The 25,076-nt window shown below is 68.0% G+C and carries 21 protein-coding genes and 1 riboswitch; of the genes, 5 read left to right on the top strand and 16 right to left on the bottom strand.

Translation table 11 applies throughout. The features are described from left to right. The 10 genes from Y706_RS29430 to Y706_RS0119155 all read right to left on the bottom strand — a co-directional run. Positions 1-916, bottom strand: a 916-nt coding sequence (locus Y706_RS29430) for a hypothetical protein (RefSeq protein ID WP_052355108.1), incomplete at its 3' end; no start/stop codon positions are given. A gap of 7 nt (positions 917-923) precedes the next feature. Beyond that, the gene (gene nadD, locus Y706_RS26505) at positions 924-1,622 is read right to left on the bottom strand and encodes a nicotinate-nucleotide adenylyltransferase (protein WP_275450892.1); all 699 of its coding nucleotides are present in this window, start codon (positions 1,620-1,622) and stop codon (positions 924-926) included. Between the two features lie 40 nt (positions 1,623-1,662). Then, positions 1,663-1,902, bottom strand: coding sequence for a hypothetical protein (locus tag Y706_RS0119190; protein ID WP_028277870.1), 240 nt, complete (start codon positions 1,900-1,902; stop codon positions 1,663-1,665). Between the two features lie 80 nt (positions 1,903-1,982). Beyond that, a complete protein-coding gene (locus Y706_RS0119185) occupies positions 1,983-3,368 on the bottom strand; it encodes a glutamate-5-semialdehyde dehydrogenase (protein WP_028277869.1) in 1,386 nt (461 codons plus the stop codon). A 26-nt stretch (positions 3,369-3,394) separates the two neighbouring features. After that, positions 3,395-4,597, bottom strand: coding sequence for a glutamate 5-kinase (gene proB / locus Y706_RS0119180; protein WP_253906838.1), 1,203 nt, complete (start codon positions 4,595-4,597; stop codon positions 3,395-3,397). Next, positions 4,587-6,176, bottom strand: a complete 1,590-nt coding sequence (obgE, locus tag Y706_RS0119175; protein WP_028277867.1) for a GTPase ObgE — start codon at positions 6,174-6,176, stop codon at positions 4,587-4,589. Before obgE ends, proB begins: the two co-directional genes overlap by 11 nt. 117 nt (positions 6,177-6,293) lie before the next feature. Beyond that, positions 6,294-6,557 (bottom strand): 50S ribosomal protein L27, encoded by a 264-nt coding sequence (gene rpmA / locus Y706_RS0119170; RefSeq protein ID WP_009372867.1) that lies wholly within the window; start codon positions 6,555-6,557, stop codon positions 6,294-6,296. 61 nt (positions 6,558-6,618) lie between these two features. Continuing rightward, positions 6,619-6,927, bottom strand: coding sequence for a 50S ribosomal protein L21 (rplU, locus tag Y706_RS0119165; protein ID WP_018773353.1), 309 nt, complete (start codon positions 6,925-6,927; stop codon positions 6,619-6,621). Between the two features lie 402 nt (positions 6,928-7,329). Then, entirely contained in the window at positions 7,330-8,955 is a 1,626-nt protein-coding gene (locus Y706_RS0119160) for a bifunctional hydroxymethylpyrimidine kinase/phosphomethylpyrimidine kinase (protein WP_043436505.1), read from the bottom strand. After that, positions 8,938-9,035, bottom strand: a riboswitch (TPP riboswitch). (Overlaps the previous gene by 18 nt.) A gap of 148 nt (positions 9,036-9,183) precedes the next feature. After that, positions 9,184-12,456, bottom strand: a complete 3,273-nt coding sequence (locus Y706_RS0119155; protein WP_028277865.1) for an Rne/Rng family ribonuclease — start codon at positions 12,454-12,456, stop codon at positions 9,184-9,186. Positions 12,457-12,939: 483 nt separating this feature from the next. Between Y706_RS0119155 and Y706_RS0119150 the strand changes: the two genes are divergently transcribed. From Y706_RS0119150 to Y706_RS0119135, 4 genes are all read left to right on the top strand, one after another. Continuing rightward, entirely contained in the window at positions 12,940-13,611 is a 672-nt protein-coding gene (locus tag Y706_RS0119150) for a vitamin K epoxide reductase family protein (RefSeq protein ID WP_028277864.1), read from the top strand. Between the two features lie 72 nt (positions 13,612-13,683). Further along, complete coding sequence (locus Y706_RS0119145; RefSeq protein WP_343213093.1) at positions 13,684-14,322, top strand: flavodoxin domain-containing protein; 639 nt, start codon at positions 13,684-13,686, stop codon at positions 14,320-14,322. 64 nt (positions 14,323-14,386) lie between these two features. After that, on the top strand, positions 14,387-15,109 hold the full coding sequence (locus tag Y706_RS0119140; protein WP_043436503.1) for a dienelactone hydrolase family protein: 723 nt from the start codon (positions 14,387-14,389) through the stop codon (positions 15,107-15,109). A gap of 173 nt (positions 15,110-15,282) precedes the next feature. Continuing rightward, positions 15,283-15,771 carry a hypothetical protein gene (locus Y706_RS0119135; protein ID WP_052355111.1) on the top strand — a complete coding sequence of 163 codons (489 nt, stop codon included), beginning with the start codon at positions 15,283-15,285 and terminating at the stop codon, positions 15,769-15,771. Between the two features lie 124 nt (positions 15,772-15,895). Here Y706_RS0119135 and ndk read toward each other — a convergent pair whose 3' ends face one another. The 4 genes from ndk to ileS all read right to left on the bottom strand — a co-directional run bounded on the left by ndk (position 15,896) and on the right by ileS (position 21,589). Next, positions 15,896-16,309, bottom strand: a complete 414-nt coding sequence (gene ndk, locus Y706_RS0119130) for a nucleoside-diphosphate kinase (RefSeq protein ID WP_018773361.1) — start codon at positions 16,307-16,309, stop codon at positions 15,896-15,898. Positions 16,310-16,393: 84 nt separating this feature from the next. Further along, positions 16,394-16,849: a DUF4233 domain-containing protein gene (locus tag Y706_RS0119125; RefSeq protein ID WP_028277860.1), complete on the bottom strand. Its 456-nt coding sequence runs from the start codon at positions 16,847-16,849 to the stop codon at positions 16,394-16,396. A gap of 3 nt (positions 16,850-16,852) precedes the next feature. Beyond that, positions 16,853-18,211: a bifunctional folylpolyglutamate synthase/dihydrofolate synthase gene (locus tag Y706_RS0119120; RefSeq protein WP_028277859.1), complete on the bottom strand. Its 1,359-nt coding sequence runs from the start codon at positions 18,209-18,211 to the stop codon at positions 16,853-16,855. A 3-nt stretch (positions 18,212-18,214) separates the two neighbouring features. Further along, on the bottom strand, positions 18,215-21,589 hold the full coding sequence (gene ileS, locus Y706_RS0119115) for an isoleucine--tRNA ligase (protein WP_028277858.1): 3,375 nt from the start codon (positions 21,587-21,589) through the stop codon (positions 18,215-18,217). Between the two features lie 480 nt (positions 21,590-22,069). Here ileS and Y706_RS0119110 point away from each other — a divergent pair, with 480 nt between their 5' ends. Further along, a complete protein-coding gene (locus tag Y706_RS0119110; protein WP_028277857.1) occupies positions 22,070-23,092 on the top strand; it encodes an endonuclease/exonuclease/phosphatase family protein in 1,023 nt (340 codons plus the stop codon). On the opposite strand, the gene Y706_RS0119105 is transcribed toward Y706_RS0119110, so the two are convergent. After that, a complete protein-coding gene (locus Y706_RS0119105) occupies positions 23,089-24,153 on the bottom strand; it encodes a glycerophosphodiester phosphodiesterase (protein ID WP_028277856.1) in 1,065 nt (354 codons plus the stop codon). The genes Y706_RS0119110 and Y706_RS0119105 overlap by 4 nt on opposite strands. A 159-nt stretch (positions 24,154-24,312) precedes the next feature. Then, positions 24,313-25,053, bottom strand: coding sequence for an SDR family oxidoreductase (locus Y706_RS0119100; protein ID WP_028277855.1), 741 nt, complete (start codon positions 25,051-25,053; stop codon positions 24,313-24,315). Positions 25,054-25,076: the final 23 nt, after the last annotated feature.

Genomic DNA, 25,076 nt, shown 5'->3' with positions numbered 1-25,076 from the left:
GCGGCGTGTCCACGCGCGGACCCGGGTTGGTGACAACCGGAACGTACGACGTGGCAGGGCGCTTCATGACGGGCCGCTCCACGCCGGGAACCTTCTCGAATTCCAGGGGTGTGACCATGGCCAGGTTGTTGGCCGTGGTCGGATCGTTGCGGGGCGCCGCCGGCTGACTGTTTTGTTCGGCAAGCTTCTGCTTGGCGGCGGCGCGGCGGTTCAGGATCGCGGCACGCTCGGCGAGGGCGATCTGCTCGGCCAGGACGGCCGGATCAACGGCATCCGGATCCGTGGCCGCAATGTGTTCCATCTTGGCCACTTGGTTCTTGGCCTGCTCCGCGAGGAGTTCGCGGGCGGCCAGCGCCTGCTCCACGGTCATGCCCTCGGGCGTCGCCCCGCCCGGTCCGGCGCCGTCGGCCGTGGGAGCCTTGGGCGCAGCGGGGGCCTTGGGCGCCGGGGCAGCGTCCGTCGGAGCAGCGCCCTTCGCGGCCGCATCCGTGGAGGCGGCGTCCTTCGGGGCCGGCGAAACCACCGGGGTGGCCCGGGTCCGCGGCGACACCGGGACAATGGTGTTGGCCTGGGTGGCCGGGGCCGTTTCGGTCGCCAGCTCCAAAAGCCTTAACTGGCGTCGCGTGGGCGGCCCTCCGCCGGCCAGCTGGCCTTCCTTCTCTGCGAGTTCCTTGATGGTGCGCAGCGCGGCGCGGTCCCGTGCCCGGACCTGGGAAGACCGCTCCGTGCCAGCGGGCACAGAATCAGCGGGCACAGAATCAGCACGCACAGAGTCCACCGGGGCGTCGGCAACGCGACGGCTCCGGCCGGTGATTTCGGCCTCCGTCGGCTCGCCCGGGCCCGGAGTGTCCAGACGTTCATCTCTGGCCTGCCGCAATTCGCGGCGGCTGCGGATGGGAGGCTGTTCCTGACTCATGGCAAACTCATTCAGTGCTGGCTGGTTGGGTTATCTCAAAGGCTGGATCGTGCTGTGCGGAGGCAGTCCCGGCCGCGGCGTGTCCGGCGTTGGCGGTCGCGGCGTGTCCGGCTTCGAGGCGATCGGCGTCGGGGCTGGCGTGGTACAGGCCGTACTTGGCGATGTACTGGACCACCCCGTCCGGTACGAGGTACCAGACCGGGTTGCCTTCGGCCACCCTCGTGCGGCAATCCGTGGAGGAAATGGCCATGGCCGGGACCTCCAGGAGGCTGACGTCTTTGCGGCCCATGCCGTCCAGGACGTGGCCTGGCCGGGTTACGCCCACAAAGTGCGCGAGGGACCAGAGTTCATCGATGTCTTTCCAGGACAAAATCTGGGCCAGGGCGTCCGCGCCGGTGATGAAGAACAGATCGGCGTCCGGACGCAGGGTCCGCAGGTCACGCAGGGTGTCGATCGTGTAGGTCGGTCCCGGACGGTCCACGTCCACCCGGCTCACGGTGAAGCGCGGGTTCGAGGCCGTGGCGATGACTGTCATGAGATACCGGTGCTCGGCTTCGCTGACCTTCTTGGCCATCTTCTGCCAGGGCTGGCCGGTGGGCACAAAAACGACTTCGTCGAGGTCGAACTTGGCCGCGACCTCACTGGCCGCGACAAGGTGTCCGTGGTGGATGGGGTCGAACGTGCCACCCATCACACCCAGACGCAGGCGGCGCTGGGCGCCGCGCTGCTTCGTTGGGGCGGAAATATTAGTGACCTTGGCCGTGATCGTGCTTGTTCGGGTGCTGGCGGTGCGGGTCCGCGTGCTCCTCGACAACCACGTGGCGCCGGCCCAGGTTGGAGTAGGACAGGGTGATCATCAGCAGGACCACCAGGATCGCGAACATGGTGCCGCCAATGACAAACGGCGGTGCAATGAGCGGTGCGAGTTCCTCGTGGCCCGATTCGCCGGCGGCGGCGACGAAAGTGGCGATCTGCTGCGACAGCATGTTCTCCCCTAGTGAGTTCAAAATTTGACGACGGCGGAGGTGTCCGCCGTTCCGGTCTTCCGTTCCATGTTACAGCGTTGCTAGCCCCGGATCTGGCCCTCGCCCTGCACGATCCACTTGGTCGTGGTCAGCTCGGTCAGTCCCATGGGGCCGCGGGCATGGAGTTTTTGGGTGGAAATGCCCACTTCGGCGCCGAGGCCGAGCTCGCCGCCGTCGGTGAAGCGGGTGGAGGCGTTCACGATCACGGCGGCCGAATCGACCTCGGCGATGAAGCGCTCGGCGTTGGCGAGGTCGTTGGTCAGGATCGCTTCGGTGTGGCCGGTGGACCACTTCCGGATGTGCCTGACGGCCTCGTCCAGGCTGTCCACCATGGCCACGGCCAGGTCCAGGTTCATGTATTCGGTGGCCCAGTCATCTTCCGTGGCCGGCACGGACTGGACCGAGGCCGGCAGGGCGGCGCGGATGCGCTGGTCCACGTGCAGGGTGACCCCGGCAGCCCGCAATGCGGCGGCGACCGCGGGAAGGACGGTGGACTTGGAGTGCACCAGGAGGGTTTCGACGGTGTTGCAGACGCTGGGCCGCTGGGTCTTGGCGTTCAGGAGGATGTCCACGGCCATTTCCTCGTTGGCGGAAGCGTCCAGGAAGATATGGACGTTGCCTTCACCGGTCTCGATGACCGGCACGGAGGAGTTCGTCACGACGGTCTGGATCAGCTCGCGCCCGCCGCGGGGAATGAGAACGTCCACCCGGCCGCGCGCCCGCATGAGCGCGTTGGCGCCGTCGCGGCCGTATTGGTCCACGGTCTGGACGGCGTCGGCGGGCAGGCCCACCGATTCCAGCGCATCCCGGAGGATGGTGATCAGGGCGGCGTTGGTGGCAGCGGCGGCGGATCCGCCGCGCAGGATGACGGCGTTACCGCTCTTGAGGGCCAGTCCGGCGATGTCGACCGTGACGTTCGGGCGGGCCTCATAGATCGCGGCCACCACGCCCATGGGTACGTTGATCTGGCGCAGACGCAGCCCGTTGGGGAGGGTCTGGCCGCGCACCACGTTGCCGACGGGATCGGGCAGGGTGGCGAGGTTTTCCAGTGCGGCGGCGAGGGCCGTGATGCGTGAGTCGGTCAGCGTCAGGCGGTCCAGCAGGGCGGCGCTGGTGCCGGCGGCCCGGCCGGCCGCGACGTCCTTGGCGTTGGCGGCCAGGATCTGGTGCTTGTGATCCACCAGCGCCTTGCCGACGGCGCGCAGGCCCCGGTCCTTCCAGGCCCGGTTGGCGCGTGCCATCCTGTGGGCGGCGTGGCGTGAGCGGTCTGCGACCGCGTGGACGGCTGCTTCGGTCTCCGTTGCCGTGCCCGGGACCGCTGCCGGATCCGGTACCGCGGCGAACCCTTGGGCGGGCGCGGCGTTATCGGCAGGAACGGTGCCGGCAGGCACATCAGTCACGGCAGCGGAAGTCAGGGCCTCAGTCATGCTTCCAGTTTAGGCGTCGGGGGAACCTAGACCAGCACCAGGTCGTCAACATGAACAACTTCGCGGTCATATCCACGGCCCAGTGCCCTGCCGAGCTCATGCGTTGAGCGGCCCAGCATTTGGGGCAGCTCGGCGGCCGAATAGTTGACCAGCCCGCGGGCAATCACGGTGTTGTCCACGGACACCATCTCCACGGCGTCGCCGGCCTCGAAGTCGCCCTTCACCGCGGCGATTCCGGCCGGCAGAAGCGAGGTGCGGCGGTCGCGGACGGCCTTGACGGCACCGTCGTCGAGCACCAGGGTGCCGCGCACGGATGCCAGGTGGGCCAGCCACAGGAGGCGGATCGGCTTGCGTGCGCCGTTGACGGAGAACCATGTGCCCACGTCCTCGCCGGCCAGCGCGGCGGCCGCATTGGCCGTGGATGTTACGAGGGCGTGGATGCCCGAACCAGCGGCGATGCTGGCGGCTTCGACCTTGGTGACCATGCCGCCCGTGCCCACACCGGCCTTTCCGGTGCTGCCGATCGAGACGCCGTCGAGGTCGTGGGGGCCGGACACATGCGGAATCCGCTTGGCGCCATGCGACGGCGGACCGTCGTACAGGGAGTCGACGTCGGACAGCAGCACGAGTGCGTCGGCGCGGACCAGGTGTGCCACCAGGGCCGCGAGACGGTCGTTGTCGCCAAAGCGGATCTCGTGGGTGGCTACGGTGTCGTTTTCGTTGACCACCGGGACAACGCCGAGGTTCAGCAGCCGGTCCAGCGCGCGGAACGCGTTGGTGTGCTGGCTGCGGCGCATGAAGTCATCGGCGGTCAGCAGCACCTGGCTGACGGTAACCCCGTGCGCGCCGAAGGCGTGGGTGTAGCGGGCCATCAGCAGGCCCTGGCCCACACTGGCGGCGGCCTGCTGGGTGGCGAGATCGCGGGGGCGCTTCTCGAGGCCGAGCGGGGCGAGACCGGCGGCGATCGCACCGGAGGACACCAGGATGATCTCCGCGCCCGCGTTGCGCTTGTGCGCCAGGGCGTCGGCGAGCCCGGTCAGGGCCTCTTCGGAGATCCCGCCCTTGATGGACGTCAGCGAGGACGAGCCCACCTTGACGACGATCCGGCGCGCCCCGGACAGCGCGGTGCGGTCCGGGGCGTTGATGGTCTGGGCACCGATGTTTTGGGCACCGATGTTTTGAGCGCTGAGCGGCTGGGACCCGTGCTCGACGACGGTCTTACTCGTCATCGGCTTCGCCCAGTCCACTCTCCTTGAGCGGCTGCCGCGCGCGGCGGCCGCTGACGGATTCGGTCCAGATGCCGGCCTTGCGTTCGGCTTCGAGCTCGGCGCGGGCGGCGGCCTTGGCGTCGCGGCGTTCCTGCTGTTCGTCGCGCTTCTGGCCACGCGTCGGGCGGTCGCCGATGTCGGCGAAGCGCACGTCGGTGCCGCGGGGCGAGGCGAGCAGCTCGGCACCGGCCATCATGGTCGGCTCCCAGTCGAAGACGACGCCGTCGTCCTCGCCGATGACCACCATGTCGCCCGGCTTGGCGCCCTGCTTGAACAGTTCATTTTCGACGCCGAGCTTGGCCAGGCGGTCGGCGAGGTAGCCGATCGCCTCCTCGTTGGTGAAGTCTGTCTGCTTGACCCAGCGCACGGGCTTGTCGCCGAGGACGCGGAAGAGCGGCTCGAGGTTCTTTTCTTCGCGGCGGATCGTGAAGCCGGTCTCGTTGACGGCGCGGGGGCGCAGCACGGGGGCGTGTACCTTCGGCGGGGTCGCGGCGACGGCGTCCCGGGCGGCCTTGACGATTTCGGCCATGGCGAAACCGAGCTGGCGGAGGCCTTCGTGGCTCGTCGCCGAGATTTCGAAGACCTTGTAGCCCCTGGATTCGAGCTCCGGGCGGACGAACTCGGCCATGTCCTTGCCGTCCGGCAGGTCAACCTTGTTCAGGGCCACGAGGCGGGGGCGGTGGTTCAGTGGAACGACTTCGCCGTCGGACCCGCTGTAGCTCATGTCCACGGCGTACTTCTCCAGCTCGGCCTCGATGATGGCGAGGTCGGAGAGCGGATCGCGGTCCGATTCGAGCGTGCCGCAGTCCAGCACGTGCACCAGGGCGGCGCACCGCTCGACGTGGCGCAGGAAGTGGTGGCCCAGGCCCTTGCCCTCGCTGGCGCCCTCGATCAGGCCGGGGACGTCGGCGATGGTGAAGCGGACTTCACCGGCCTGGACGACGCCGAGGTTGGGGATGAGGGTGGTGAAGGGATAGTCCGCGATCTTGGGCCGGGCGGCGGACATGGCGGCGATCAGGCTGGACTTGCCGGCGGAGGGGAAGCCGACGAGGGCGATGTCGGCGATGGACTTCAGTTCCAGGACGACGTCGCTGGATTCGCCTTCGATGCCGAGCAGCGCGAAGCCGGGCGCGCGGCGCTTCTGGGAGGACAGGGAGGCGTTGCCGAGGCCGCCGATGCCGCCGGCGGCGGCGATGTATTCGTCGCCTTCGGCCACGAGGTCGGCGATGACGTCGCCGGACTTGGACTTCACTACGGTGCCCACCGGCACCGGAAGGATCAGGGTTTCGCCGTTTTTGCCGCCGCGCCAGTCGCCCATGCCGGGGCCGCCGTTGGTGGCGTGCCGGTGGGGCGCGTGGTGGTAGTCGAGCAGGGTGGTGGTCTGGGGGTCCACGCGAAGGATGACGTCGCCGCCGTTGCCGCCGTTGCCGCCGTCGGGACCGCCGAGGGGCTTGAACTTCTCGCGGTGGACGGAGACACAGCCGTGGCCGCCGGTACCGCCGGATACGTGCAGTACTACCCGGTCTACAAAGCTCGCCACGTGGATCTCCTCAGTGCTGTTCCCCGGACCCCCAAAGGGGCCCAAGATGATTGTAATGCGGTTAAAACACCGGTGGAGCGGACCTAATGGCCCGCCCCACCGATTTAGAACTTATTGTTACTCTGCAGCTGCAGCAGCCACGATGTTCACAACGCGGCGACCACGGCGGGTGCCGAACTCGACAGCACCGGGGGTCAGGGCGAACAGGGTGTCGTCCCCGCCGCGGCCTACGCCGGCGCCCGGGTGGAAGTGGGTGCCGCGCTGGCGGACGATGATCTCGCCTGCGGAAACTACCTGGCCACCGAAGCGCTTGACGCCGAGGTACTGGGCGTTGGAGTCACGACCGTTGCGAGTGGAACTCGCGCCTTTTTTATGTGCCATTTGAAATGCCTGCCTTCAAAAATTCTGGGGAATCTGCTGGAACCTGAACAGTAACGAAGAGTTACTTGATACCGGTGATCTTGACCTTGGTCAGTTCCTGACGGTGGCCCTGACGCTTCTTGTAACCGGTCTTGTTCTTGAACTTCTGGATGACGATCTTCGGACCACGGAGGTCTTCGAGGATCTCAGCCGTAACCGTTACCTTGGCCAGGTCCGCAGCAGCAGACGTGACTTTGTCACCGTCCACCAGGAGCAGTGCGGGCAACTCAAAGGTGCTGCCGGCTCCACCGGGGACGCGGTTCAGGGTAACGAAGTCTCCAACGGAAACCTTCTCTTGGCGGCCGCCTGCGCGGACAATCGCGTACACCACTGGGGAACTCACTTCTCTCGACGTTTATTACTAGATTTGCGTGCGGAACCAGGGGCCAAATTGTTTGGACCGGCTCACGCTGTGCCTCAACGCCGGTGGATTCCCCGGGGGAACCCATGAGCTACCCCCGGAACAAATCCATTTGGAATTCCAAGTGGACTGTTCTCAGGGTCATAACCCAAGTGTTGGCGTAAGCACCGAAGATCTAGAATACGCTAATTTTGCCTTCGGCCGCAAATGAGGCTGGTTCCGGCGGGTAGTCCGTGATAGGCGCCACAGTGTCTTGATGCAAAGTCCCCGCCAATGTTCTTGGCCGGGATCTTGACCATCCTGAGCTGTGTTGCCGCAACGACTTCCGGAACCGTGCCCCACTATCGTACCGGTAGTCCGGACCAGCTCGCGTCAGGCGTACAGCCGCGGCGCGTCGAAGAAGTCCACTTCGTAGCGCGATGACTGCCGGAAGGCCAGGGCCATGGCCTCCCGCTCGCTCTCCGATGCCCGCCCGGCCGCCGTGTCCGTGTACGCGATGGCCTGCCGGGTCGCGGCGGCGAAGTCCTCGTCGGCGTAGGTCCGCAGCCAGCCGGCGTAGGGGTGCTCCCCGGGGGCGCCGCCGGCCAGGAACTCCCGGTGCAGCGTGGAACCGACCTCGGCGTAGAGCCAGAAGCAGGGCAGCGCCGCCGCCACGAGGACGCCATAGCTGCCGGAGACCGAGGCGGCCAGCAGGTGGTCCACATACGATTTCGTGACCGGGCCCAGGGTGGAGGCCGTGGGGCGGGTGCTGAGCCAGGAACGGTGCAGCTCGGATTCGACTTCCAGGCAGGTCTGCGCCGAACGGGCCCAGAACAGCTGCTCGGCCTCACTGGGGGCAATCGCCGCGGCCCGGGCCAGGACCCGGGAGTAGCCGTTGAGGTAGATGGCGTCCTGGGCGAGGTAGTACGCGAACTCGTGCTCGGGCAAGGTGCCGTCGGCCAGTCCGCGGACGAAGTCCAGGGCGTAGATCGCCTCAAGATCGCCCGCGGCTCCTGCGCGCAGGGCTGCGGCGAACTCCCCCACTGCCGGACCGTGCCTGCCCTGGAGGTGCTGGAGGTGGTGGAAGTGGTGGACCGGGCCGTTGCCGGAGCCGACGTCCAAGGCCGAGGCTTCGCGGAGCGCGCCCAGCAGCCACGGCTTGACTTCGCGCAGCGCCGCTTCCCAGTCCCCCACCCGGGCCTGCACGGTGGCCATGGCCGAGGACAGGGAGCAGCCGGTGCCGTGGCTGTTGCGCGTCGCGATCCGCTCCCCCGACACCACGACCGTTTCCTGGCCGAGCAGGCCGCCGGTGTTGACCAGCGCATCCGGGCAGCCGTCCGCGGCGCCGTTGCCGGCGGCGTGGCCGTCGGCGCCGGCGCCGTGGGCATGCCCGCCGCCCTGGAGGTGTCCGCCCTTAACCAGAACGGTGGTGCCGGTCAGGGCGGCCAGCCGCTTGCCCTGCGCCAGGGCCTCGGACCAGTCGGCCGCGACGGGCTCCTTGAGCAGGATGGCGAGTTCGGCGAGGTTGGGCGTGATGAGGTCCGCCAGCGGCAGGAGGGCCTGCAGGGCGGCCTCGGCGGATTCCTGCAGGAGCCGGTCCCCGCTGGTGGCGACCATCACCGGGTCCAGGACCACGACGGCGGGGCGCATCTTTTCCAGCCAGCCGCGGACGGCGTCGATCACGGCGGCGTCACCGAGCATGCCGATCTTGACGGCGTCGATGCCGATGTCGTCGCTGATGGCGTCCAGCTGCGCCGTGAGGAACGCCGCCGGGGGAACGTGGACGGCACGCACGCCCTGGGTGTTCTGCGCTGTCAGGGCGGTGATGGCAGCCATGCCGTAGCCGCCGTTCGCCGCGATGCTCTTCAGGTCGGCCTGGATTCCGGCCCCGCCGGAGGGATCGGAGCCGGCGATGGCCAGCACACGGGGAATGCGCGGCGGCGCCGGCAGAGACTCGCTGTGCAGAAAATTGGGCGGGAGGAACTCGGACGGATTCGGTCTCGCGGACAAGGCAGACATCCCTTCGCCGGTGCTAACCGGACAGGTTCAACGGGTCTGGATCTCAGCCGGCCCGATGCCCGGCACCCCGTGTCAGTGTTCCAGCCTAGCCGCTGCCACCCTGCGGACCCGTTAACGCACGAGCGGGCCCGGGCCCGGGCGGACGTATGTTACGTCTGCCCTGACCCGGACCCGCAACCCGACCAGTCGAAATAATGACCGGACGGGGACGTGGTCAGTCGCGGAGGACTACAGCTCCGACGCCGGCACGCCGACGCCGAGGATGATCGGCTCGTTGCCGGCCGGGAGGGACGCAGGCCTGGCCGCAGCGGGAGCCTTGGCCTCGTGGACCGATCCGGCCGCGGCCGGCCGGGTTGCCTCGCGGTGCTCCACAGAGGTTTCGTTGGCTGCACCCTGGGCGCGGCTGGCACTCCGGTTGCGGCGTGCGCGGCGGCCGCGCAGCGTCGTGGTGTCAGCCGTGCGTGACGCCGGCGCCTCCGCAGCGCGGACGGCCGACGGCGCCTCGGGCGCCGTGGCTTCCGGTGCGGCAACAGCCGCTGCCTGCCCGGCCGCCAGGCCGGCGGCCTGGCCGGCGGCCTGGTCCGGCTTGCCGGCCTCGGCTTCGCCCAGGTTTGCGAAAGCCTCGGTCAGCAGGTCCAGGGTCAGGGCCGGTGACGGCGCGTCCTCCGCGTGCTCGACGAAGGGCAGGGCCACCTGCTCGCCGCCAAACGTCAGCACCGTTGCGGGGCGGCCGGCTGCCTCGTCGGCGGCTGCGAGCTGCGTGACGGCGTCGACGGCGGCCTGGCGGGCCCCGGCGTCGCTGGCTGCGGCTGCCTCCCCGTCGTGCAGGTGCGCGGCGTGCGCTGCGGCGGCGATGTTGGCCAGCGCGGCCCGGGTGGCCTCGGCCTTGGCGTGGCGTTCGGCCTCGGTGGGTTCGGCGTGGACGGGCGCGGATGCGGCCGGCGCGGTCTCTCCGCCCTGGCCTCCCCTGCCGCGGCGACGGCTCTTGCGTTCCGGTCGGGCAGCAGGCTGCGCCTCGGTGCGCGGCACATAGTGCTCCGCGGCGACCGTGTTGGCACGGCGGTGCTCCACCGGCTCGTCGTGGGTGACGATGCCGCGGCCCGCACACGTTTCGCACTGTTCGCCGAATACTTCCAGCAACCCGGTGCCCATCCGCTTGCGGGTCATCTGCACGAGGCCCAGCGAGGTCACCTCGGCCACCTGGTGCTTGGTCCGGTCCCGGCCCAGGCACTCCACCATGCGGCGCAGCACGAGGTCGCGGTTGGATTCGAGCACCATGTCGATGAAGTCGATCACGATGATGCCGCCAATGTCGCGCAGGCGCAGCTGCCGGACGACTTCCTCGGCCGCTTCCAGGTTGTTCTTGGTGACGGTTTCCTCGAGGTTGCCGCCGGAGCCGGTGAATTTGCCGGTGTTGACGTCGACCACGGTCATGGCTTCGGTGCGGTCGATCACTAGCGAACCGCCCGAAGGCAGGAAGACCTTCCGGTCCAGGGCCTTGTGGATCTGCTCGTCGATGCGCCAGGCCGCGAAGATGTCCGTGTCCTTGGTCCACTTCTCAAGCCGGCCCACGAGGTCCGGTGCGACGTAGGTGACGTAGGCCTCGATAGTGTCCCAGGCTTCCTCGCCGGAGACGATCAGCTTGGAGAAGTCCTCGTTGAAGACGTCCCGGACCACCTTGATGGTCAGGTCAGGTTCGCCGTAGAGCAGCTCGGGGGCGAGGATCTTGGTGGACGTCGACTGGCTCTCGATGCCTTCCCACTGCGCGCGGAGGCGGTTGATGTCGTGCGTCAGCTCCTCCTCGGAAGCTCCCTCGGCCGCGGTGCGGACAATGACGCCCGCGTCCTCGGGCAGGCGGTCCTTGAGGATCCGCTTGAGGCGGTTGCGTTCGACGTCGGGCAGCTTGCGGGAGATGCCGGTCATGGAACCGCCGGGCACGTACACGAGGTACCGGCCGGGCAGTGAGATCTGGCTGGTGAGACGGGCGCCCTTGTGGCCGACCGGGTCCTTGGTGACCTGGACCAGCACGGAGTCGCCGGACTTCAGCGCGTTCTCGATGCGGCGCTGCTTGCCCTCGAGGTTGACGGACTCCCAGTTCACTTCACCGGCATAGAGCACGGCGTTGCGGCCGCGGCCGATGTCCACGAAAGCGGCTTCCATGGAGGGCAGCACGTTCTGGACCTTGCCCAGGTAGACGTTGCCGATCAGGGAGTCCTGCTGGGTCTTGGACACGAAGTGCTCGGCCAGGACGCCGTCTTCAAGGACACCGATCTGGATTCTGTCGTCGCGCTGGCGGACGATCATCTGGCGGTCCACGGACTCGCGGCGGGCCAGGAACTCGGCCTCGGTGATGACGGTACGGCGGCGGCCGGTGTCGCGGGATTCGCGGCGGCGCTGCTTCTTGGCTTCCAGGCGGGTGGAGCCCTTGACGGACGTGACGCGGTTGTTCACCGGCGCCTCGGCCATGGCACGCGGCGCACGGACGCGGGTCACCGTGTTGGGCGGATCGTCGCCTTCCCCGCCGGTCAGCTCCAGGTCCTGGTCTCCACGGCGACGGCGGCGGCGGCGGCGGGAGGTCACACCGTCTTCAAGGATTACCTCGGAGCCTTCGTCGCCCTCTTCTTCGGTGCCTTCCGACTCGGTGTCGGACTCGGCAGAGGTGCGGGTGCGGCCGCGCCGGCCGCGGCTGCGGCGCCGACGGCGGTTGCCGGCGTCCTCGTCCTCGTCGCCTTCCTCGTCCTCGGGCTCAGCTGCAGCGGCGGCAACGGGGGCCGGACGCACCACAGTGCTCAGGTCCGGGGCCTGGAAGATGACGGAAGTGAGGGCACCCGGTTCCATGAACAGCGACGCGGCCGGGCTTTCCTCGGGGCGGGCTTCCGGCTCTTCAGGCTGGGCTGCGGCGGCTTCCGCGGTGGGTGCTTCCGCCGCGGCGGCTTCTTCGGCCGGGAGTACTGCCGCGGGTGCTTCTTCGGCCTTCGGGGCGGCCTTGGCACGGCTGGCACGGCGGCGGACCGGCTTCTCTGCAACCGTCCCTGCGGCCGTTTCTGCGGCGGCAGCTGCGTCAGCGCCAGCTGCTGCGGGGGCCTCAGCCGCGGCAGGTGCGCCGGCTTCGGCGTCGCCGGCGAAGGCAGGCAACGGTTCCGGGGCTGCTACAGCTTTCCGGGTCCGGGTGCGCCGCGCGGGCGCCTTGGCCGCAGTCTCGGCTGCAGCAGTTTCAGATACAGCAGCTTCGGGTTCAACAGTTTCAGTTACGGCTGCTTCGACGTTGGCCGGCTTACGGCGGCCCCGGACGGGCTCATCTGAACCGGCCGCGTCGGCCAGGGCCGCAGCTTCGGCAACAGCCTCGGCCGCCTCCGCGGCGTTGACCTTGGCGACGGGCGCCTTCCGGCGGGTCCGTACGGCCCTCTTCGGCGCTACCGGAGCCTCTGCTTCCGCAGTTCCCTGCGCTTCCCCGGTGACTACTAGTTCTTCGTTTCCGGCTACTACCTGGTCATTATCCATATGTGGCGACACTCCTGCCCCTGATGCGCCGCCACATTCGGCGCCCCTTGGGGGCAAATATGCGTCAACACCCGCAGGCATTGACAGAAGTCAATTGAATACCCTCAGGTTCGCACCGGCAGTGGGGTGCGGCAGCCCTGGAGGGCCGGCGAGATTGTTTTGGAACCCGTTGACCTACACGCCACAACCAGGTGCCGTCCAATGGCATTGCGGGACAGCTGGAATCAGAGGATCCGCAGCTCCCTGCTCATCATTGGCGGTCTTGAAACAAAATCGCCGGACCGGAATCCGGATGTGGATCGGGTTCCAGCCACGATCATTGTCTCACAGGAGCCGTGAAAGCAGGGGCAGGCGGGGCCGGAAGTGCAGCAGGTGCGGCCGCGCGCGGCCGGCGGGGCCGTTCTCCGGCGCTGCTCAGCCTCCGGCGTTACAATCGGGGCAAGAAGCACCCGGTCAGGACGACTAAAAAAGGACTCAATTTCCATGCCCAGCATCTCCAGCACTGCCGGCGACGCGACCGTGCACCAACCGGGTTCCGGCCCGGCCCCCGCGGCGCGGCCCCTTCCCACGATGACCCGCGACCGCCCGTTCGCCTGGCTCCTGCTGATCACCGGCGTCATCGGCTGGCTCGCATCCGGGGCCCTGGTGCTGGAGAAGCTGGAGGTCCTGAAGGACCCGAACCACGTCACGGTCTGCGACGTGAACCCGTGGATCTCCTGCGGCCAGGTCATGCAGACACCGCAGAGTTCCGTGTTCGGCTTCCCCAATATGTTCATCGGAATCGTCGCCTTCGCCGTGATCATCACCACGGCCATGGGTATCCTGGCCGGCGCCCGGTTTTCCCGGTGGTACTGGCTGGGGCTCCAGGCGGGCGTGACGCTGGGCTTCGCGTTCGTGGTCTGGCTCTGGTCCCAGGCCCTGTACGCCATCCACATCCTCTGCCCGTTCTGCATGATCGTCTGGGCCGTGATGATCCCGCTGTTCGTCTGGGTGAGCGTCCGGAACATCTCCCACGGCGTGATTGCCCTGCCCGCCGGTCCCACCAAGGTGATCGGCGACTCCGGCTGGATCATTACGGCGCTGCTGTACGTCGCCGTCGTCGCGACGATCTTCTTCGCCTTCATCCAGGTTTTCATCGGTACCTCCGGCTACTAAACGCCCCAACCGCGTCGAAGAGACTGTTAAGGCCAATGCTCGCGCCGGGCATTGGCCTTAGCTGTCTCTTCGATGAGAGGCTCCGGGCCCATCTCGGGACTTATGGCACGACCCCGCGCACGCAGGTTACATAAGGCTGGAGGAAGGAAGACCGGAGGCTTCATGATGACTGTTCTTATTGCGTATGCAAGCGCTTTGGGGTCCACCCGGGAGATGGCACAACATATGGCATCCCGCATGGCGGGTGCACTGGGCGAGGTGGAGTGCCGGTCCGTGGAGGACGTCGGGGCCCTCTCCCGCTATGAGGCTGTCGTGGTCGGCAGCGCCGTCCACAACCAGGCCTGGCTGCCCCCGGCTTTGCTGTTCTTCAAACACCATGCCCGCGAGCTGGCCAGTCGGCCCGTGTGGGCCTTCAGTGTAGGGATGGCGGATGCGCTGCCAAAGCCGATTCGCCGGCGCGGCGCGGCAATGCAACAGGAACGTCTGGCAGAAGTCCTGATCAAAGAAGTTCCGCTTCGAGGCCACAAACTCTTCTCCGGCGTCTACCAGGCCGGCCAGATGCCGGCACCGCTCCGGGTGTTGTTCAGGCTCACCGGCGGCCGATTTGGGGATTTGCGGGACTGGGCGGCAGTCGACGAATGGACGGATCAGATTACGGCCCAACTCGCTAAACCTGCTTCGTCCACGTCTTCAGGCAGCATCACAGGCTAATGCCATCGAGACTGCGCATCCCGGCCGCGGCGCCCGGCGCGGTGGTGCGTGCACGGGAGGACCCATGACCGTTGTGAGCATTCACGCCGAACGAGGGGACATGCCTGCCTACGCGGCGACGCCGGCCGGTGCCGGTCCGTGGCCCGGCGTCGTCGTCATCCATGACGCACTCGGCCTGAGCCGTGACACCAGAGACCAGGCCGACTGGCTGGCCGGCGAGGGGTTCCTCGCCGTGGCACCTGACCTGTTTTATTGGGGCAGCAGGGCGGCGTGCTTGTGGTCCCTCATCCGCGGCTGGCGGCCCCTCGGCGACCTGGACCTCACCCGCGCGTGGCTGGCCGGACGGGACGGCTGCACCGGCCGGATCGGCGTGATCGGCTTCTGTATGGGCGGGGGGTTCGCCCTCATGCTGGCCCCGGACCATGACTTCGCCGCGGCAAGCGTCAACTACGGCGGACTCGATGACGGGACTGCCCGCGCAATGCCCCGGGCTTGCCCCATCGTTGGCAGCTACGGCGCCAGGGACCGCTGGCCCGGAGTGCGCAAGGTCCCGGCGCGTCTGGAGCCGCTGCTCGCCGACGTCGGGATAGACCATGACATCAAGGTCTATCCCGACGCCGGTCACGGCTTCCTCAACAGGCATGGCCCGTCGGAGCTCACATTCGGGGACAAGGTGCTCGCGAAGCTGGTTGCGGCCGGTTACCACGAGCCCTCCGCCGAGGACGCGCGTCTGCGCATCCTCGGCTTCTTCCGGGAACACCTGACCAATGAAGGGGAAGCGCGATGATGCACCCTGCACCGAGGGGAGCCTTGCTGGCAGCGGGCGCTGTGGCCGGTTTCACTGCCGGCTACCTGACACTCGTGCGGCCACGCCTGCTTCGCTGGGGCGCGACCGTTGACGAAGTGCGGGGACCTTACCCGGGGGCGGGGTTGATTCCGGGCAGCACGCGAGGGGCGACCATGGCGGTGACCATCGATGCGCCCCCTTCGCACGTGTGGCCCTGGCTGGTGCAGATGGGAACGGATCGCGCCGGCTGGTACAGCTGGGACCGTCTCGACAACTTCGGGCGCCGCAGCACAGAGAGCATCCATCCCGAGTGGCAGGAGATCGCCGCTGGTGACCGCCTGGCGGCGAAGCCCGACGGCAGCGAGTGGTGGGCGGTCGCGGCGCTTGAACCCGAGCGGTTCCTGGGCCTGCGTATGTCGATCGATCTCCGGGGGCGTCCCTTCGACCCGGCACGAACCCGGCCACGCTATTGCACCGACTCGCTCTGGGGATTCGAGCTGCGGGAGTCCGCGGGTGAGCGCACCCGGCTGGTAGTCAGCGGGTACTGGTCGCTACAGCCACAATGGCTGCAACCCATCCTGAGCATCACCATGCTGGAGCCCGCGCATTGGGTCATGCAGACCCGCCAGTTCTCGAATCTAGTGCGCCTCGCCAGCCGCTGAGAGGTCCCCGCGGCCCGGAGCGGGCCGAGAAGCCCCAACCGCCGCGAGGGGACAGTTAAGGCCAATGTCCGGTACGAACATTGGCCTTAACTTTCCCCTCGGTGGGGGTGTCCCGAAATTCGGGCTAGAACCAGATCTTGATCTCGCGCTCGGCGGATTCCGCCGAATCCGAGCCGTGGACCAGGTTCTGCTGGACCTTCAGGCCCCAGTCGCGGCCGAAGTCGCCGCGGATGGTGCCGGGCGCCGCCGTCGTCGGGTCCGTGGTACCGGCGAGGGTGCGGAAGCCCTCGATGACGCGGTGGCCCTCGAAGATCGCGGCGACCACGGGGCCGCTGAGCATGAACTCAACCAGCGGCTCGTAGAACGGCTTGCCGACGTGCTCCTCGTAGTGCTGCTCCAGCAGTTCGCGGCTCGCGTCGACTTTCTTGAGCTCGGCCAGGGTGTAGCCCTTGGCTTCGATCCGGCTCAGGATGGCGCCGGACAGGTTGCGGGCGACTCCGTCGGGCTTGATCAGGACGAGGGTGCGCTCAATGCTCACAGCTGCTCCAATGTGTTGGGGTGGGATTTAGGTCAAGTCTACGGGGTTCGGGCCAGGTGCCCGGGCACAGGTTCAGGCGCTGTTTCAGGCGCTGTTTCCCGGCGCGGGGCCCTGGGGGTGGGCGGCGTCCCAGTCGGCCTGCTCGCGCTCCCGCTGGGCAGCTTCCCGGTCAATCCGGATGCCGGTCCGGATCCCGTACCACCACGCCACGGCGAAGAGCGCGCCGACGAGGTACATGGCCGGTTCCACGATGCCGCCCAGGATCAGCACGAGCTGCAGGACCCAGCCCAGAGCCACTCCCCACGGCTTCGAGAGGACAGCGCAGGTGAAGACGAAGACCAGGCACAGGCCGATCCCGACCGAGAAGACCAGGGCCGCAGGGTATTCGTTCCGGTGCAGTCCAAAGACGGCCAGTGTCCCGAAGAGCACCACGAATGCTTCCAGCAGCAGGACCGTGGAGGCAAACATGACCTTCGTGGAACGTCGTTTCTTGGGCATGCCCGGGCGCCATTCGCGTTGGGCTTTGGTGAGTTTCGCCATCGCTTACGCGTCCGCCTTTCCGAGCAGGATCCGGGCGTCCGCGACGAGCGTGATGGAACCGGTCACGAGGACCCCGCCGGCGGGCTCGTCGTCGGCTTCGGCCCGTTCCACGGCCCATTCGAGGGCGTCATCGAGCTTCCCGGCGACGTGGATGTTCTCCTCGCCGAAGCCCAGGTCAACCGCGATTTCGGCCAGGTCCTCGGCCGGGACGGCCCGGGGCGAGTTGGACTGGGTGAAGCAGTATTCGGTGGCGAGGCCGCCGAGGGATTCCTTGAGCTGGCGCAGGATCTCCTCGGCGTCCTTTTCCCGCAGCACGCCGACCACCACCACGAGCTTGGTGAAGTTGAAGGCCTCGTGGATGGCCTCGGCGGAGACCCGGATGCCCTCCGGGTTGTGGGCGGCGTCCACGATGATGGTCGGCGCGGTGCGGACCACCTCAAGCCGTCCCGGGGAGGTGACGGAGGCGAAGGCCTCCTGCAGGATCTCGGCGTCGATCGCCTTTTCCCCGCCAAAGAACGCTTCCAGCGCGGCAATGGCGACGGCGGCGTTCTCGGCCTGGTGCGCGCCGTGCAGCGGCACCAGCAGGTCCTCGTAGCGTCCGGCGATGCCCTGGATGGTGACCATCTGGCCGCCGACCGCGACGGTGCGGGATTCGACGCCGAACTCCACGCCCTCGAAGCGGAACGGCACGTTGACTTCCTTGGCCTTCTCCAGCAGGACCTGGGCCGCGTCGACCGGCTGCGCCGCGCTGATGAGGAAGCTGCCGGGCTTGATGATGCCGGCCTTCTCGTAGGCGATGTCCCCGGTGGTGTCGCCCAGCAGATCGGTGTGGTCCAGGGAGATCGGGGTGACGACGGCCACCTGGCCGTCGCCGACGTTCGTGGCGTCGGTGATGCCGCCCAGGCCCACTTCGATCACGGCGACGTTGACCGGCTGGTCAGCGAAGACCGCGAAGCCCAGGATGGTCAGGCACTCGAAGTAGGTCAGCCGGGGCTCGCCCGCCGCCTCGAGTTCGCCGTCCACGATCTGCAGGTAGGGACGGATCTCGTCCCAGATCCGGACGAACGTCTCATCCGGCACCGGGGCGCCGTCGATGCTGATCCGCTCGGTGACCTTGGACAGGTGCGGGCTCGTGTACCGGCCGGTGCTCAGGCCGTGGGCGCGCAGCCCGGCCTCGATCATCCGGGCCGTGGAGGTCTTGCCGTTGGTGCCGGTGACGTGGATGATCGGGAACGCCTTGTTCGGCTCCCCCAGGATTTCCATGGCCCGGTGCAGCGGGGCGAGCCGCGGCTCCATCTTGTTTTCCGGCGCCCGGCCCAGCAGCTCGGCGTAGACGCTTTCAACGGAGAATTCATCGGTCATGGTTTAGGCTCCAACTTTCTTGGCAACGCTGACCTGCGGGTCCTTGATGTCGGCCGCCAGGGTTTCCAGCTCGACGGTCAGGGTTTCGGTCTTGACCAGCTCCGCGTTGGCCAGCAGCGCCTCGACGACGTCCTGCTTCGCCGTGACGGACGTGCTGATCCGGTCGCTGACATTGAGTCCGGCGTCCTTGCGGGCCTGCTGGATGGCGCGGACCATGTCACGGGCCATGCCCTCGGCTTCCAGCTCCGGGGTGACCTCGGTGTTGAGGACCACGAACCCGCCGCCGGGCAGGACCGCCGCTGCGCGGGATCCTTCGCCTTCCGCGGCCTCGGCCACGACGGTTTCCAGGGTGTACTCCTGCGGTTCGAGGTCGAGGCCGCCGGCGGTGACCACCCCGGCGTCGCTGACCGACCAGTCGCCGGACTTGGAGCCCTTGATGGCCTGCTGGACGTTCTTGCCCAGGCGCGGGCCGGCGGCCCGGGCATTGACCACGAGCTTCTGCTCGATGCCGAACTCCTCCGGGGAGGCGTTCTCGGCGTCCAGCAGGCGGACCGAGCGCAGGTTCAGTTCATCGGCGACGACGGCGGCGAAGCCGCCCAGCGCGTCCGCGCCCGGTGCCACGACCGTGAGTTCCTGCAGCGGCAGGCGCACGCGCAGGTTCGCGGCCTTGCGCAGCGAGGAGCCGGTGGAGCAGATCTGCTGCACCCGGTCCATCGCCTCGACCAGGCCCGGGTTGGCCGGGAACAGTCCGGCATCCGGCCAGTCGGCCAGGTGGACGGAACGCCCGCCGGTGAGGCCACGCCAGATCTCCTCGGAGATCAGCGGCAGCAGGGAGGCGGCCACGCGGGTGACGGTCTCCAGCGCGGTGTAGAGCGCATCGAAGGCGTCCACACTCTCGTCGAAGAAGCGCTGGCGGCTGCGGCGGACGTACCAGTTCGTGAGCATGTCCAGGTAGCTGCGCAGCTCGTCGCAGGCGCCGGAGATGTCGTAGCTGTCCAGCTGGGCGGTCATGTTCCGGACCAGGTCCCCGGTGTTGGCCATGAGGTACTGGTCAAGGGTGTCGGCGTAGCCGTCGTAGCGGAGCTTGGCGTCGTAGCCCTTCGCTTGTCCTCCATCTGCGTTGGAAGCGTTCGTGTACAGCGTGAAGAAGCTGTACACGTTCCACAGCGGCAGGATGACCTGGCGGACGCCGTCGCGGATCCCCTGCTCGGTGACCACGAGGTTGCCGCCGCGCAGGATCGGGCTGGACATCAGGAACCAGCGCATGGCGTCGGAGCCGTCGCGGTCCAGGACCTCGGAGACGTCCGGGTAGTTGCGCAGGCTCTTGGACATCTTCTGCCCGTCCGAACCCAGCACGATGCCGTGGCTGATGACGTTCCGGAAGGCCGGACGGTCGAACAGTGCGGTGGAAAGGATGTGCAGCATGTAGAACCAGCCGCGGGTCTGGCCGATGTACTCGACGATGAAGTCCGCCGGGTTGTGCGTGTCGAACCATTCCTCATTCTGGAACGGGTAGTGGACCTGGCCGTAGGGCATGGAACCTGAATCGAACCAGACGTCCAGGACGTCCTCGACGCGGCGCATCACGGACTGGCCCTCTTCCGGGGTGCGCGGGTCATCCGGATTCGGGCGGGTGAGCTCGTCGATGAACGGCCGGTGCAGGTCCACCTGGCCGGCCTTGTTCAGCGGCAGGCGGCCGAAGTCGGCCTCGATCTCGGCCAGGGAGCCGTAAACATCGGTGCGCGGGTAGTCCGGGTCGGTGGACTGCCAGACGGGGATCGGGCTGCCCCAGTAGCGGTTGCGGCTGATGGACCAGTCGCGGGCATTGGCGAGCCACTTGCCGAACTGGCCGTCCTTGACGTTGCCCGGGATCCAGTTGATGTCCTGGTTGAGCTCGGACATGCGGTCCTTGAACTTGGTGACCTCGACGTACCAGGAGGACACGGCGCGGTAGATCAAAGGGTTGCGGCAGCGCCAGCAGTGCGGGTAGCTGTGCTCGTAGCTGGCCTGGCGGACCAGGCGGCCCTGGGCGCGGAGCACCTGGGTGATGGGCTTGTTGGCCTCGAACACCTGCAGCCCGGCGATTTCGGCGAGGTCGCCGTGGCCGAAGAGCGGCAGGAACTTTGCGCCTTCGTCGACCGAGAGGACCACGGGGATGCCGGCCTCTTCACAGATCTTCTGGTCGTCTTCGCCGTAGGCGGGGGCCTGGTGGACGATGCCGGTGCCGTCGGTGGTGGTGACGTAGTCGGCCACGAGGAAGCGCCAGGCGTTCTCGGTGCCGTACTTTTCGGCGTCGTGGAAATAGTCCCAAAGCGGCTCATAGCTCAAGCCGTTGAGCTCGGCGCCGGTGTGGCGGGAGGTGATGGCGGCCTCCGCGGCGGCGGCGCCCTCGGCCCCGTCGCCGTAGCCGAGGTCCTTGGCGTAGGCGGCCAGGAGGTCCGCGGCGAGCAGGAAGCTGCCCGTGACGGGGGCGTCGGCCGCGGCGGCTTTGATCCCGTGCGGGCCGGCCGGCAGGACCACGTAGCTGATGTCGGGCCCGACGGCGAGCGCCAGGTTGGTGGGCAGCGTCCAGGGTGTGGTGGTCCAGGCAAGTGCCTGTACCCCGGCGAGCTGCCTGGACAGCTCCGAGTCCCCTGCCGTGATGGGGAACGTGACCGTGACGGTCTGATCCTGGCGGTTCTTGTAGACGTCGTCGTCCATGCGCAGCTCATGGTTGGACAGCGGCGTCTCGTCCTTCCAGCAGTACGGCAAGACGCGGTAGCCGTTGTAGGTCAGGCCCTTTTCGTGCAGCTGCTTGAAGGCCCAGAGCACGGACTCCATGTACTCGACGTTGAGCGTCTTGTAGTCGTTTTCGAAGTCCACCCAGCGCGCCTGGCGGGTGACGTAGCTCTTCCATTCGTCGGCGTACTTCATGACGGAGGCGCGGCAGGCGTCGTTGAACTTGTCGATGCCCATGGCCTCGATCTGGGTCTTGTCCGTCATGCCCAGCTGCTTCATGGCTTCCAGCTCGGCGGGCAGGCCGTGGGTGTCCCAGCCGAAGCGGCGCTCCACGCGGCGGCCGCGCTGGGTCTGGTAGCGGCCCACGAGGTCTTTGGCGTAGCCGGTCAGGAGGTGGCCGTAGTGCGGCAGGCCGTTGGCGAAGGGCGGGCCGTCGTAGAAGACGAACTCGTTGGACCCGTCCTGACCAGCATCCCGCTGGTCGATGCTCGCCTGGAAGGTGCCGTCCTGGTCCCAGTACTTGAGGATGCGCTCTTCGATCTCCGGGAACTTCACGGAGGCAGACACACGGGAGGTGTTGGAAACTGCGTTGGAAGTTGCGTTTGACGCAGAGGTGGTGGAGCCGGCGCCTGAGGCGGAGGCCTTGGGGTAATAAGTCATCTCGACATCCTGGGTTGAGCTGGTGAACACATGCATTCAGGATGCGAGGACGGCCCTGTTGTCTTCCGACACCACGGACCGCGGTACCACCTCACTTACCGCTGCCGGTCCGCTCCCCTTCGCGAAGGGTGCTGCACCGGCGTCGGCCGCTCATTACTGCTATGACGGGCTTACCCGTCCGGTTCTACTGGCCCGCGCACGCACAGTGGCGACTAAGTCTCCACCTCACGCGAGGGTGTTCTTCCGGAAGCTCACCGGTGATGGCCGGGTCAAAGCTGCTACGTCGATGGTACCGGAGAAAATAGTGCGTTTCACTGCCCTGCTGCAGCGACGTTCAGTGCCACTGCGTTTCCCGGTGCGGCAAACTCCGCTGTCAGGGGGCGACGCCGGCGGTCCGACTGCATAGACTCATGCCATGACCGTCCCCCGGCCGCCCCGGGCCTACCCGTGAAGCGCCGCAGCGCCAGCCGCCGGTGGCACGTGTCCTCTGCCCTTTGCGCCGCGCCCGTTGCCGTGGTCTCCGTGTTCCGGGCGGTCCCGGCGCCGTGGCCTGCCCCGGTGGTCCAACTCGTGGCCTTCACACCCTGGTTCGTGCTTCCCGCCGGCGCGGCCTTCCTGCTGGGGCTGCGGGCGCGCCGTCCCTGGCTTGCCCTCCCGGCCGGCGCCCTCCTGGCCTTGCAGCTGCTCTGGCTGTTCCCGCCGGACCAGGTGGCGGACCGGCTTCTGGCCCGGCAGACGGAGCCCTTGCAGGGACAAGAAGAGTCCATCGGACAGGGCACGGGACAGCGGCCGTCGGCCGAACTGAAGGTCATGAGCCTCAACGCCTGGAAAGGCCAGGCGGACGCCGCGGAAGTTGTCCGGCTGGTGCGTGAAAACGGCGTCGGGCTCCTTGCCGTCCAGGAACTCTCCCCGGACCTGGAAAAACGGCTGGACGCGGAGGGGCTGGGCGCGCTGCTTCCGCACCGGATCAGCCGCTCGCGGGACGGCGCGGGCGGCGGCGCCGTGTACTCCTCACGCCCGATCATTCCGGTGGACTCCGTGGACGGTTCCGCCTTCCACATGCCCACGGTGCAACTGGAGCTCGACGCCGGCGGCCGGCAGGCCCCCCTCACCGTGACCAACGTACACACCAAGGCGCCCGTGTGGGGCCGGGCCGGGCAGTGGCGGAGCGAATTGGCCGCCCTGGGCCGCCTTGCCGCCCGTCCCGGCAACATGCTGCTGCTGGGCGACTTCAACGCAACCCTCGACCACGCCGAGTTCCGGCAGATGCTTCAGGGCCAGGACAGGACCCGGCCGGGCGGCCCCCTCGTCGATGCCGGCGCCGCGGCCCTGGCCCGCCTGGTTCCGACCTGGCCCATGGCCGGTCCCCCGTTGCCGGGCGTGGTCATCGACCACATCGTGACCGGCCCGCAGGTGCACAGCAGCGGCTATGCCGTGCTGCCGGTGGCCGGGTCGGACCACGCGGCGCTCCTGGCCACGCTGTCCGTCCCCGCGGCGGACTAGCTGCGCGGCAGTTTCATGCCGGACTCGGCCATCACGTCCCGGAGCCGGTCCGGGTAATCCGTGATCAGCCCGTCCACTCCGGCACCGATGAGCGCCCGCATGGTGGGCTTGTCATCAACGGTCCACGGGATGACCTGCATGCCGGCCGCGTGGGCACGGCGGACCATGTCGGCGGTGACGTAGGGAACATAGCCCGGATCCGTCACGGCGCCGTCCTGCGGCGTGCCGTGCACCGGAGAGATGGCGTCGAAGCCGAGGGAGGAGGCTGCGGCGACGAGGTCTCCGCCGAAGTCATCGGCGTCGATGCCGCCCAGCCACGGCGACTTGCCGGGCCGGCCTGCCTGGAGGAAGTCCTTGTTGGTCAGGGCCACGGTGCGGATCTGGGGATCGCGCTGTTGGACCAGGCGCAACGAGCCCCAGTCGAAGCTCTCAATCGAGACACGGCTCTGCATGTGGGCGGCCGTAATTTCCCGGAGCGCGACGTCGACGAACTGCTCGCGCGGGGCCGTTTCCTGTGGCGCGCCTGCCTCGACCTTGGTTTCGATGTTGAACTTCACCTGGCTGGCGCGGTGGGAGTCCGCCAGGGCGAAGACCTCGGCCAGCGTGGGCATCTTGGCGCCCGGCGAGGCCACCTGGCCCGGGAACTGGGGAAGCGTGAGGCTGCCGCAGTCCAGGCTGCGGACCTGCGCGAACGTCAGGTCCTTGACGTACTTGCCGACGTAGGGGAACTGGGGGTCGTTCGGCGTGACAGGAGCCGTGTCCAGGCACTTCTGGCCGCTGATCTTGCGGTCGTGGGTGATGACCTCATGGCCGTCTTTGGTGATCTGGAGGTCAAGTTCGAGGGTGGAGACGCCGGTCTCGATCCCCTTCGCGAAGGACGCCAGCGTTGACTCGACAGTCAGGCCGATGCCGCCGCGGTGGGCCTGGAGATCGAAGTGGTTGTCCTGGCCGTTGGTGTTCGTGTCTGCCGCGTGGGCCTGGGCAGCGTTTGCCTGGGCGGCGGCGGTGAGGAGCAGGGCTGCGCTGAGTACGGCAGCGCCGAGCTTCGTCGGGGTTCGCATGGGAAAGTTCTCCACTCTGGTGGTGTGCAGTTGCACGGGCCACCTTGCCCCGCCACGGCCAACTCCGGACCAGCGCAGCCTGACCACCGCACCACGCCAGGGTGAACGTCCGGTGTCGCCACCGGACGTCCCGGCCCCTCGCGCCGCCCTTGGCCCGCCCTACTGGTTCTTGCGGATCAGCTTGTAGTTGGCCGCCTGCGCCACCGGGCGGATCACGATCTGGTCCAGGTTGATGTGGTGCGGCGCCACGACGGCGTAACGGACCACATCGGCGACGTCGGCGGCCGTCAGTGGCTTCTCGACTCCGTGGTACACCTTGGCCGCCGCGTCCTGGTCGCCGAGGCGGTTCAGGGCGAACTCCTCGGTCTGCACCAGGCCGGGGGCCACCTCGATCACGCGGAGGTTGTGCTCGGCCTCTTCGAGCCGCAAGGCGCCGGTCAGGGCGTGCTGGGCGAACTTGGCCGCGTTGTAGCCACCGCCGCCCTCATAGGCCGCGAGCCCGGCGGTGGAGGTCAGGTTCAGCACGGTGCCCTCGCCGCAGGCGCGCAGCATGGGCAGGAATGCGCGGATCAGCTTCATGCTGCCGAGCACGTTGACCTGGAACATCCATTCCCAGTCCTCGGTCTTGGCCCCGGCAACCTTGTCGGCGCCGCGGGCACCACCGGCGATGTTGATCAGCGTGTCGATGCCGCCGGCGCGGGTCACCTCATCGAGCAGCCGGGCCACATCGACGTCGTCGGTCACATCGGTGGGAAGGGCGACGGCGAACACGGTCCAGCCTTCCTTGCGGAGCGCACGCACGGTGGCCTCGCCGATTCCGGTGCTGGCGCCGGTGACTACTGCTGCTTTGGCTCCTGCTGCAGTGAATTCTTGTGTGTTGTTGTCGATTCCCTCAGTCATGGGACCACAGTAACGGCAATGGC

It is taken from the genome of Arthrobacter sp. I3, assembly GCF_000520575.1.
Lineage (GTDB): Bacteria > Actinomycetota > Actinomycetes > Actinomycetales > Micrococcaceae > Arthrobacter > Arthrobacter humicola_A.
This window is presented reverse-complemented; position numbering and strand designations above follow the sequence as displayed.

What these genes read in the sequence shown, in the direction of transcription:
- Y706_RS0119190 (WP_028277870.1), bottom strand. Translation starts at nt 1,902, where the DNA reads ATGCTGTCGCAGCAGATCGCCACTTTCGTCGCCGCCGCCGGCGAATCG.
- Y706_RS0119185 (WP_028277869.1), bottom strand. Translation starts at nt 3,368, where the DNA reads ATGACTGAGGCCCTGACTTCCGCTGCCGTGACTGATGTGCCTGCCGGC.
- proB (WP_253906838.1), bottom strand. Translation starts at nt 4,597, where the DNA reads ATGACGAGTAAGACCGTCGTCGAGCACGGGTCCCAGCCGCTCAGCGCT.
- rpmA (WP_009372867.1), bottom strand. Translation starts at nt 6,557, where the DNA reads ATGGCACATAAAAAAGGCGCGAGTTCCACTCGCAACGGTCGTGACTCC.
- Y706_RS0119160 (WP_043436505.1), bottom strand. Translation starts at nt 8,955, where the DNA reads ATGTCTGCCTTGTCCGCGAGACCGAATCCGTCCGAGTTCCTCCCGCCC.
- Y706_RS0119155 (WP_028277865.1), bottom strand. Translation starts at nt 12,456, where the DNA reads ATGGATAATGACCAGGTAGTAGCCGGAAACGAAGAACTAGTAGTCACC.
- Y706_RS0119150 (WP_028277864.1), top strand. Translation starts at nt 12,940, where the DNA reads ATGCCCAGCATCTCCAGCACTGCCGGCGACGCGACCGTGCACCAACCG.
- Y706_RS0119145 (WP_343213093.1), top strand. Translation starts at nt 13,684, where the DNA reads ATGAGAGGCTCCGGGCCCATCTCGGGACTTATGGCACGACCCCGCGCA.
- Y706_RS0119140 (WP_043436503.1), top strand. Translation starts at nt 14,387, where the DNA reads ATGACCGTTGTGAGCATTCACGCCGAACGAGGGGACATGCCTGCCTAC.
- Y706_RS0119135 (WP_052355111.1), top strand. Translation starts at nt 15,283, where the DNA reads ATGGCGGTGACCATCGATGCGCCCCCTTCGCACGTGTGGCCCTGGCTG.
- Y706_RS0119125 (WP_028277860.1), bottom strand. Translation starts at nt 16,849, where the DNA reads ATGGCGAAACTCACCAAAGCCCAACGCGAATGGCGCCCGGGCATGCCC.
- Y706_RS0119120 (WP_028277859.1), bottom strand. Translation starts at nt 18,211, where the DNA reads ATGACCGATGAATTCTCCGTTGAAAGCGTCTACGCCGAGCTGCTGGGC.
- ileS (WP_028277858.1), bottom strand. Translation starts at nt 21,589, where the DNA reads ATGACTTATTACCCCAAGGCCTCCGCCTCAGGCGCCGGCTCCACCACC.
- Y706_RS0119105 (WP_028277856.1), bottom strand. Translation starts at nt 24,153, where the DNA reads ATGCGAACCCCGACGAAGCTCGGCGCTGCCGTACTCAGCGCAGCCCTG.
- Y706_RS0119100 (WP_028277855.1), bottom strand. Translation starts at nt 25,053, where the DNA reads ATGACTGAGGGAATCGACAACAACACACAAGAATTCACTGCAGCAGGA.